The sequence below is a fragment of the Devosia sp. genome, from assembly GCF_030689745.1.
Lineage (GTDB): Bacteria > Pseudomonadota > Alphaproteobacteria > Rhizobiales > Devosiaceae > Devosia > Devosia alba.
Genome location: NZ_JAUYGL010000232.1, coordinates 1 through 8,440, shown reverse-complemented (window position 1 = coordinate 8,440; position 8,440 = coordinate 1). Strand labels below are relative to the sequence as shown.

7 protein-coding genes and 1 tRNA gene are annotated in these 8,440 nt (G+C 61.7%); 4 read left to right on the top strand and 4 right to left on the bottom strand.

Going from position 1 to position 8,440, the window contains the following annotated elements:
* Positions 1-282 precede the first annotated feature (282 nt).
* The 3 genes from Q8O80_RS20510 (at position 283) to Q8O80_RS20500 (ending at position 5,145) form a co-directional block, all read left to right on the top strand.
* Positions 283-2,484, top strand: coding sequence for a mechanosensitive ion channel domain-containing protein (locus Q8O80_RS20510; RefSeq protein WP_305582809.1), 2,202 nt, complete (start codon positions 283-285; stop codon positions 2,482-2,484).
* Between the two features lie 258 nt (positions 2,485-2,742).
* A complete protein-coding gene (locus tag Q8O80_RS20505; protein WP_305582807.1) occupies positions 2,743-3,960 on the top strand; it encodes a lytic murein transglycosylase in 1,218 nt (405 codons plus the stop codon).
* Between the two features lie 171 nt (positions 3,961-4,131).
* Positions 4,132-5,145, top strand: a complete 1,014-nt coding sequence (locus Q8O80_RS20500) for an alpha/beta hydrolase (protein ID WP_305582805.1) — start codon at positions 4,132-4,134, stop codon at positions 5,143-5,145.
* A gap of 75 nt (positions 5,146-5,220) precedes the next feature.
* Here Q8O80_RS20500 and bfr read toward each other — a convergent pair whose 3' ends face one another.
* From bfr to Q8O80_RS20480, 4 genes are all read right to left on the bottom strand, one after another.
* A complete protein-coding gene (gene bfr / locus Q8O80_RS20495) occupies positions 5,221-5,706 on the bottom strand; it encodes a bacterioferritin (RefSeq protein ID WP_305582803.1) in 486 nt (161 codons plus the stop codon).
* A complete protein-coding gene (locus Q8O80_RS20490; RefSeq protein WP_371136249.1) occupies positions 5,672-5,962 on the bottom strand; it encodes a (2Fe-2S)-binding protein in 291 nt (96 codons plus the stop codon). The genes bfr and Q8O80_RS20490 overlap by 35 nt, the downstream gene beginning before the upstream one ends.
* Positions 5,963-6,126: 164 nt before the next feature.
* Positions 6,127-6,879, bottom strand: coding sequence for a DUF599 domain-containing protein (locus Q8O80_RS20485; protein ID WP_305582801.1), 753 nt, complete (start codon positions 6,877-6,879; stop codon positions 6,127-6,129).
* A gap of 62 nt (positions 6,880-6,941) precedes the next feature.
* Positions 6,942-7,979, bottom strand: coding sequence for an aldo/keto reductase (locus Q8O80_RS20480; RefSeq protein ID WP_305582800.1), 1,038 nt, complete (start codon positions 7,977-7,979; stop codon positions 6,942-6,944).
* A 214-nt stretch (positions 7,980-8,193) separates the two neighbouring features.
* On the opposite strand from Q8O80_RS20480, the gene Q8O80_RS20475 reads away from it, so the two are divergent.
* Positions 8,194-8,270, top strand: a tRNA-Met gene (locus Q8O80_RS20475).
* Positions 8,271-8,440: the final 170 nt, after the last annotated feature.

The following is an 8,440-nucleotide window of genomic DNA, read 5'->3' as shown; positions in this document are numbered from 1 at the left end:
AACTCGACCGTCAAATTCCTCCGCGCCGATGGTACTAAGTCTTAAGGCTTGGGAGAGTAGGTCGCTGCAAGGTCTGCCAAAAACGTATGATCTCAATACAATGTCGAAAAACAATACAAGAAGCCCGCACTGGAAACAGTGCGGGCTTCTTGCGTTCCAAAACAGACAATCACCGCGGCAAGATTCAGCAGCGGGTTGAACCGGGCCCACCAAGCAGCGTATCGATGGGGGGCGATGTCGTGCGGCAGCGCTCTATCCCGACCTCTCCTGCTGGATTGTTCAATGCGCTTTGTTCTCGTTCTGCTCGCTCTGCTGCTGTTGCCGGCGCTGGCCCAGGCTCAGGTGCCCTTTCTGCCCGGCACGGCGACGGAAACCGCCAGCGACAGCAATGCCGATGCCAGCATCGACGAATTGATCAGGATTATCGAGAATGACGCAAGCCGCGCGGCGCTGATCGAGCGGCTGAAGCAGGTCGAAAGCGATCCGGCTGGCGCGCCGACTGCCGAGCCGGCCGTGGCAGATCTCAGCATTGTGCGCCAGGTGGCTGAATACACCCAGGCGGCAGCCGAGGGCGCTTCGGCGACCATTCGCTCCCTGGGCGCGGTGTTCCTGGATCTGCAGGCCGGGATCAGTGGCACCGACAGCGCCAGTCTTGCCGCCTTCATGGAGATTGTCGGGCCCGTCCTGCTGGCGGCGGGCGGCCTGTTCGGCAGCTATCTGTTGCTGCGGATGCTCGCCCATATGCTGAGCCGCCGCATGGCGACAGGCCTTGAGACGGCGGGATGGCTGCGCCGCGCGGGCGCCGCCTTGCTCGCGGTGCTGATGGATCTGAGCACAGTGCTGCTGGCCTGGGGCATCGGCTATGTGGTGGCCCTCAATTTTGCCGGACAGGTGCCGGGGCGCATGGGGATCAACCAGTCGCTGCTGCTCAATGCCTTCCTTATGGTGGAAATCACCAAGCTGGCGGCGCGGGCCGTGCTGGCGCCGCGGCTGTCGGCGCTGCGGCTGTTGCCGGTCAACGATGACAATGCGGCCTATTGGTTCTTCTGGCTGAGCCGGATCATTTCGCTGATCGGCTATACCTTCCTGTTCATCGCGCCGCTGCTGGCCGGCAATCTGTCCGCGGCGATCGCGGCTGCGGTCAAGGTGCTGGTGATGGCCACGGCCGCCACCATCGCCGTCATCATCATCATGCAGAACCGCGACGATGTCCGGCACTGGCTGGCCGACCGCGCCAAGCAGCGGGACGACGGGCTGGGGCACTTCCTGGTGCTGCTGGGGCGGTACTGGCATGTGGTTGCCATTGCCTATCTGACCGCCTTGCTGGTGGTGTGGTTTGCCAATCCGGAAGAGGCGCTGCCTTTCATGCTGTCGGCGACGCTGCAATCGCTGGTCGCGGTGATTGTCGGGGTGGTGATCGTCAGCTTCATTGCGCGCTTGGTCAGTACCGGACTGAACCTGCCCGGCGATATCAAGGATCGACTGCCCCTGCTGGAGGCCCGGTTGAAGGCATTTGTCCCCACGGTGATGCAGGTGGTGCGCTGGGTGGTGATTATCGGTGTGCTGGTGGCTATTGCCCAGGCCTGGGCGCTGTTCGATTTTGCCGGCTGGATCAGCACCGAGGAAGGGCAGGGGGTTGCCGGCTCGGTGATTTCGGCGGCGCTGATCATCCTGGTTTGCCTGGCGCTCTATATTGCAGTGTCGTCCTGGGTGGAATTCCGGCTCAATCCCAATTTTGGCACGGTGCCGACATCGCGGGAAAAGACGCTGCTGGGGCTGTTTCGCAATGCCTTCACCATTGCCCTGGTGGTGTTCGGCGTGATGCTGGCGCTCGGTCAGATCGGGGTCAATATCGCGCCGCTGCTGGCCGGCGCCGGGGTGATTGGCCTGGCCATCGGTTTTGGTGCGCAAAAGCTGGTGCAGGACATCATCACCGGCATCTTCATCCAGTTCGAGAATGTGATGAATGAGGGCGATGTGGTGGAGGCGGCGGGCAAGACCGGGGTGGTGGAAAAACTCACCATTCGTTCGGTGACCATTCGCGACCTGAGTGGCACGGTACATCTGATCCCGTTTTCCTCGGTTGATCAGGTTTCCAACATGGTGCGGGGCTTCTCATTCCATGTGGCGGAACTGGGCGTGGCCTATAACAGCGATATCGTCGCGGTGAAGCAGGCGATGTTCGATGCCTTTGATCGCCTGATGGAAAGCGAGCACAAGGATCATATTCTGGATAATCTGGAGATGCACGGCGTGACCGCCTTTGGCGACTCAGCCATTACGGTGCGGGCCCGGATCAAGACGGTGCCGGGCGAACAATGGTCGACGGGCCGCGCCTATAATGAGTGCATCAAGACGGTGTTCGAAGAACGCGGCATCGAAATCCCCTACCCCCACGTCACCTATGTGCAGGGCGGCGAGGCGCGAGCCTCGGGGCGTGTGCTGCTGCCCTCGACTGACGAGACCGGGCCGAACGAGGGCTGAACCGGTTGTGATCGTGGCGCGGGATTGGGGCAGGGTGGCCAATCTGCCGCCGCAGCGCAGCGCGGCGCAAGGCGTCAGGGTCGGAAAGGGTCCGCCCCCAACGATGACTGAAGTGCAAGCCTCCCCCGGTTGACGGCTTTGTGAAGGGGCAGGCGGTTTGCCTTAAGCCGCCCTTAATTTGGTGGGTTAATATTGTGATACGCGGCACAGCGGGCGCAGAGCGTCACTTTTGTAAAATTGCGTATCACGAGGCTCGTCATGGTTGTTGCGGACGGCAGCATAATTCGGTTTTCTCGCCGGCTTTCGGCGCTGGCACTGGTGGCCCTGCTCTCTCTGGGCGGGGTGGCGCCTGCCCTGGCCAATAGCGCCGACTTCGTGCGGTCGCTGTGGCCGCAGGCCGAAGCGCGCGGGGTGAGCCGCTCGGCTTTTGAGCGGGCCTTTGCCAGTTACAACTACCTGCCCAAGGTGATGGAACTGACCGGCAAGCAGCCCGAGTTCAGCCAGACGGTGCAGCAATATATCGACCGGCGCGTGACTGATGGGCAGGCGACGAAGGGCCGGGCCATGCGGCAGGAGTGGAACCAGACGCTGACCGGTGCAGAGCAGCGCTGGGGCGTGCAGCCCGAGATCGTGCTGGCAATCTGGGGCATGGAAACCAATTTTGGCGGCTTCATGGGTGGCGAGAACACCATCCATGCGCTGGCGACGCTGACCGAGGGTGGATATCGCGCCAGCTTCTTCCGCGAGGAATTGCTGACGGCGCTACGCATTGTCAGCGACGGGCATGTGAGCGCCGATAACATGACGGGCTCGTGGGCCGGGGCGATGGGACATACCCAGTTCATGCCGTCGAGCTTCATGCGGTTTGCCGTCGACTACAATGGCGACGGGCGCAAGGATATCTGGAACTCGGTGCAGGATGCGTTGGGCTCGACCGCCAATTACCTGAACAATTTCAAATGGCGGCCGGGCGAGACCTGGGGTTATGAAGTCAAGCTGCCCAGCAGCTTCGACTTTGCGCGGGCGCGGACGATGGATCGCGCGCCGCTCAGCCAGTGGCAGGCTCTGGGCATTCAGCGAACATCAGGACGGGCTTTTCCGCGCCCCAACGATATCGGGCGGCTGTATATGCCGGCCGGCGCCAGCGGCCCGGTGTTTCTGCTGCTGCCCAATTTTGATGTGATCAAACGCTACAACAATTCGGACAGTTACGCGCTGGCGGTTGGTCATCTGGCCGACCGGATCATCGGCGGCGGTGATTTTGCAACGCCCTGGCCAGCTGGCGACTCGGCGCTGAACAAGGCGCAGCGGACGCAGTTGCAGACGCTGCTCGCGCAGGCCGGTTTTGATGTCGGAACGCCCGATGGCGTGGTGGGACCCAAGACCCGGGCAGCGGTTCGGGCCTATCAGAACAGGGTCGGTCTGCCGGCTGACGGTCATGTGTCCGGCCTGCTGTTGCAGCGCCTTCAACGTTAGCAGTCCGTTAACCATTCGGTAACAGTTTGGGAACAATCTGAGTTCGCTTAAGTAGAGGGCAGGCAAGTCTGAACGACCGAGACGCCTGCCCTCGCCCAGTTTGATGATGCCACAAATTGATCGGCTTTGCCGGCTATCGCAGTGGCTTTCTCCCAGTAGAACCAAATTCCCATGCCCAGACTGATCGTGATGCTTCGTCGTGCCGTGCTGGCCCTGCCCCTATTGCTGCTTGCCTTGTTGCCGGCCCCGGCTGTGGCACTGTCGGTGATGGATCCGTTCAACCTGCCGGCCTCGATGGATGGCGGGACCACCAAGGTGGGTGATGGCGTCGCCTACGCCGACGGGCCGCGCCACCGGCTGGACGTCTATGCGCCCGAAGCGCGCGGTGCCCCGGCCCCGGTGGTGTTTTTCATTTACGGCGGCGGCTGGAACCGGGGCGAGCGCAGCGACTATCAGTTTGTCGGGCGGGCCCTGGCGGCGCGTGGCTTCGTGGCTGTCATCGCCGACTACCGGCTGGTGCCCGAGGTGCAGTATCCCGGGTTTCTGGAGGACAGCGCCAAGGCGCTGAAATGGGTGCAGGACAATATTGCCAATTATGGCGGCGATCCCGCCCGGCTGTTCCTGGCCGGGCATTCGGCCGGGGCCTACAATGCGACCATGCTGGCGCTCGACCCGTCGTTTCTGCGCGAATACGGGGTGACGATGAACGTTTTGGGCGTGGCCGCCCTGTCGGGGCCCTATGATTTCTACCCGTTTGAATATGGCGAGGTGCAGAACGCCTTCGGGGCGGCCCGCAATCCTGAAGGCACGCAGCCGATCAATTTGGTGACCGACCAGACGCCGCCCATGTATCTGGCGACGGGCACGACGGATCCAATCGTGCGGATGCAGAATACCGAGCGGTTCGCGGAAAAACTCAAGGATAGCGGGGTCTGGGTGACCACGCGCTATTATGAGGGATTTGGCCATATGGAGCCGGTGATCGCCATGGGGTCGCTGTGGCGCTGGCGGGCGCCGGTGCTCGAGGACATGGTGGCGTTCTTCCAGATGTTCGGCGCCTTTCCGAGCGGCGTGCCCTATGCCGCCGTGACCCCCAATCCGCCCGAACAGCTGCCTGAGGCAATTGCCCCAATGGAGCAGATTGTCAGCCAGCTCAATGCCATGTTCCAGCCGATCGAGAACTGACGCGGCTGCCGCACTTGCGTCGGCAAGACAAAGCCGCCCGAAACTGGTTCCGGGCGGCTGAATGAGGGGCCGGCGCTACTCTGCGGCGTCAGCGGCGGCCGAGTTGAGCTGGCCATATTTTTCGACGCCGATACTGTCGAGCAGCTCAAGCTGGGTCTCGAGGAAGTCGATGTGACCTTCCTCATCGGTCAGCAGGGCTTCGAACAGGTTCTTGGTGACGTAGTCGCCCAGTTCCTCGCAGAGCTCACGGCTGGCCTTGTAGGCGGCGCGCGCCTCGTATTCGCCAGCCAGATCGGCCTCAAGGACTTCCTTGATCGTCTGGCCGATGCGCAGCGGCGCGATGCGCTGCAAATTGGGATGGCCTTCGAGAAAGATGATGCGCTCGATCAGGCGATCGGCATGGTGCATCTCCTCAATGGATTCCGCACGCTCCTTGCTCGCCAGCTTCTTGAAACCCCAATCGTCGAGGAGACGGAAATGGACCCAGTACTGGTTGACCGCACCGAGTTCGAGAAAGAGGGCCTCGTTAAGCCGCTCGATGACTTTTGCTTCGCCTTTCAAGACGTACTCCGCTTCGTTGCTGCTTGAGTTTTTCCAGCCCGGACTGCAATGAGACGAGTTCGCCAGAGGGCAGGGCTTGCTGTGCGTGGTAATTTTCGGTGACCCGGACGATAATGTCCACCACATTCGGCACGCAACCACCGCATTTAGCACGGCGGTCGAGTTCCTTGTAGACCTTGGCCGGGACGACCAACTGCCATGGATCGGCTCGCAACAGGTCCAGAACGATGTCCTCGATCTGTTTGGAGGTGATCATGTTGCACTGGCAAACAAGCATTAAACGGCCACGAATGAAGGCAAAATCAGGTGGCGGCATAAAGCGTCGTCAATAGCTGAATGTCAATGTCAGAATTGCCGCACTGACCGTCACGGGCCGAGCTGATCCAGCCAGTCTGGCTGTCATGGCCCTTGCCCCGATGCTCAAAGCGGTGGGGGCGATCCTGGGCTGCCATCTTGACGGGCCGTCGTCAGCCCCGGTGCCGGCGCCTTGCCCTGCTGCCGACGGGCGGCGATTACCGCCGCGGAGGCTGCGGTCCGATGGGCCGAGGAAAAGAACTCACGATGGGCCAGGATCAGGGTGGTGAGCAGGCAGGTGGCAATGGGGAGCCATTCGGAGACAAACCAGGCGACCGTCGCGACGGAAAAATAATAGGCGCGAATGCCGGAATTGAAATTGCGGGCGCCCAGCGCATTCATCCGGCTGATGGCGTCGATCTCGTCGGGGGAGGTGCTGCTGTCACTATCGATGGCGCCCAGCATGATGCAGAAGTGATTGAACTGCCGCAGCGACAGCGTGAAGGCAAAGAAGGCCATCACGAACATGGTCAGCATCACCAGCAGGTGAAGCTGCACATCGAAGACCGAGTACACCCGGTTCAGCGACAGCGAATTCAGCGCCGCCATCAGGGCGGGGACCTGACCGAACACTGCGAAGATCGCCAAGATCAGCAGCACCGCCGTCGACGCCAGAAAACTCACCGAGCCCATGATGTTGCCCGACAGGATGGCATCGAAGGGCGATTGGCGCAGCGCCGCATTGGCGACCCAGCGGCGGCGCTGCAGATTCATGATCACCGACAGGGATGGCCGGCGTTTTTCGATCTGCGGCACAATGATATTATAGGCCAGATAGAACAGCAGCGGCGACAGGGTGGCGATGAGCGGGATGGTCAAGGGCGGCCCCATAATAGTGTTTCGACCCTGTTATAGCGTGATCCGCCAAAAAGGCGACGGAATCAAATCGGGCGCGGGAAGCGCCGGTGGATGGCCTCGATGCCGCCGAGCACCTCAGGCGACAGGGTGACGTCGGCAGCGCCGATGGCCAACGCCAGCTGCTCGGTGGTGGTGGCGCCAATGATTGATGAGGTGGTGAAGGGGCGTGACAGGGTAAAGGCGATGGCCATCTGCACGGGATTGAGGCCATGCTCGGCGGCCAGCGCCAGATAGGCAGCGACGGCCGCCTCGGAGTACTCATTGTAGCGCCAGAAGGATTTCTGATAGTCGGCACGGCTGCCCGGTGGCACTGCGCCACCCTGGTACTTGCCGGTCAGCAGGCCGCCCGCCAGCGGCGAATAGGCCAGCAGCCCGACCTGCTCGTGATGGCTGAGTTCGGCCATGTCCAGATCGAACTGGCGCCGGGTGAGATTGTACTCGTTCTGCACCGAGGCGACGCGTGGCAGGCCCTTTTCCCCGGCGATGCGCAGCCATTGGGCAATGCCCCAGGTGGTCTCGTTGGAGACGCCGATATGCCGGATCTTGCCCTGCTTGACCAGGTCACCCAGGCCCTCGAGCATGTCCTCGATATTGTCGAGCACGTCAGCGGTATCCTGGGTGTGGGGGGCGTAGGTCCAGGAGCCTTCGAAATTGTAGCTGCCGCGCGAGGCCCAGTGGATCTGGTAGAGATCGATATAGTCAGTCTGCAGGCGGCGCAGGCTGTCATCGACCGCCTGGCGGATGGTGCTGGCACTGGCGCGGGAATTGTCGCGGATGAAGTCGACCGGACCACCGGCGATCTTGGAGGCGAGGATCCACTGCTCGCGCTTGCCGGTCCTGTTGAACCAGGTGCCGATGATTTCCTCGGTGCGGCCCGAAGTCTGGGGGCTGCGCGGCACGGCATAGATCTCGGCCGTGTCCATGAAGTTGAGGCCGGCCTCGAGCGCCAGATCGATCTGGGCGTGGCCTTCGGCCTCGGTATTCTGGCTGCCCCAGGTCATGGTGCCCAGACAGATTTCGGTAACCCGCAGATCGGTGCGGCCAAGCGGATTCAATTTCATGGGGAGACAACTCAAATGCAGGAAAGACGCATTGAAGACTAACTGATTTGATCTGGAATGGTAGGTTTGCAGCGTAAAAAACCGGGTTGTCAGAAAAGCGTCACTTAACGCGGTTTGGGGGTTGAGCATTCAACCGGTACCCCCTATATACCCCTCACGTCGCGGCACCGGCCGCACCGACGACAGGCCACACAGGCATTGTTATCGACATTGACGCGGGATGGAGCAGCCCGGTAGCTCGTCAGGCTCATAACCTGAAGGTCGCAGGTTCAAATCCTGCTCCCGCAACCATCGCCCCCCTTAATTGGGGGGCTTCCCTTTTCTGGATCAGCAATTCTGCAAGCGTGCCATGGACTTGAATGTCTACGGGCTTGCGTTCGCCCGTTGGCGTAATGACGACCTTGTCGATCATGCCGCGCAACGCCTCGAACAGCGCATCGCGCGGCTGGCCTTCCCTGATC

What these genes read in the sequence shown, in the direction of transcription:
- Q8O80_RS20510 (WP_305582809.1), top strand. Translation starts at nt 283, where the DNA reads ATGCGCTTTGTTCTCGTTCTGCTCGCTCTGCTGCTGTTGCCGGCGCTG.
- Q8O80_RS20505 (WP_305582807.1), top strand. Translation starts at nt 2,743, where the DNA reads ATGGTTGTTGCGGACGGCAGCATAATTCGGTTTTCTCGCCGGCTTTCG.
- Q8O80_RS20500 (WP_305582805.1), top strand. Translation starts at nt 4,132, where the DNA reads ATGCCCAGACTGATCGTGATGCTTCGTCGTGCCGTGCTGGCCCTGCCC.
- Q8O80_RS20490 (WP_371136249.1), bottom strand. Translation starts at nt 5,962, where the DNA reads ATGATCACCTCCAAACAGATCGAGGACATCGTTCTGGACCTGTTGCGA.
- Q8O80_RS20480 (WP_305582800.1), bottom strand. Translation starts at nt 7,979, where the DNA reads ATGAAATTGAATCCGCTTGGCCGCACCGATCTGCGGGTTACCGAAATC.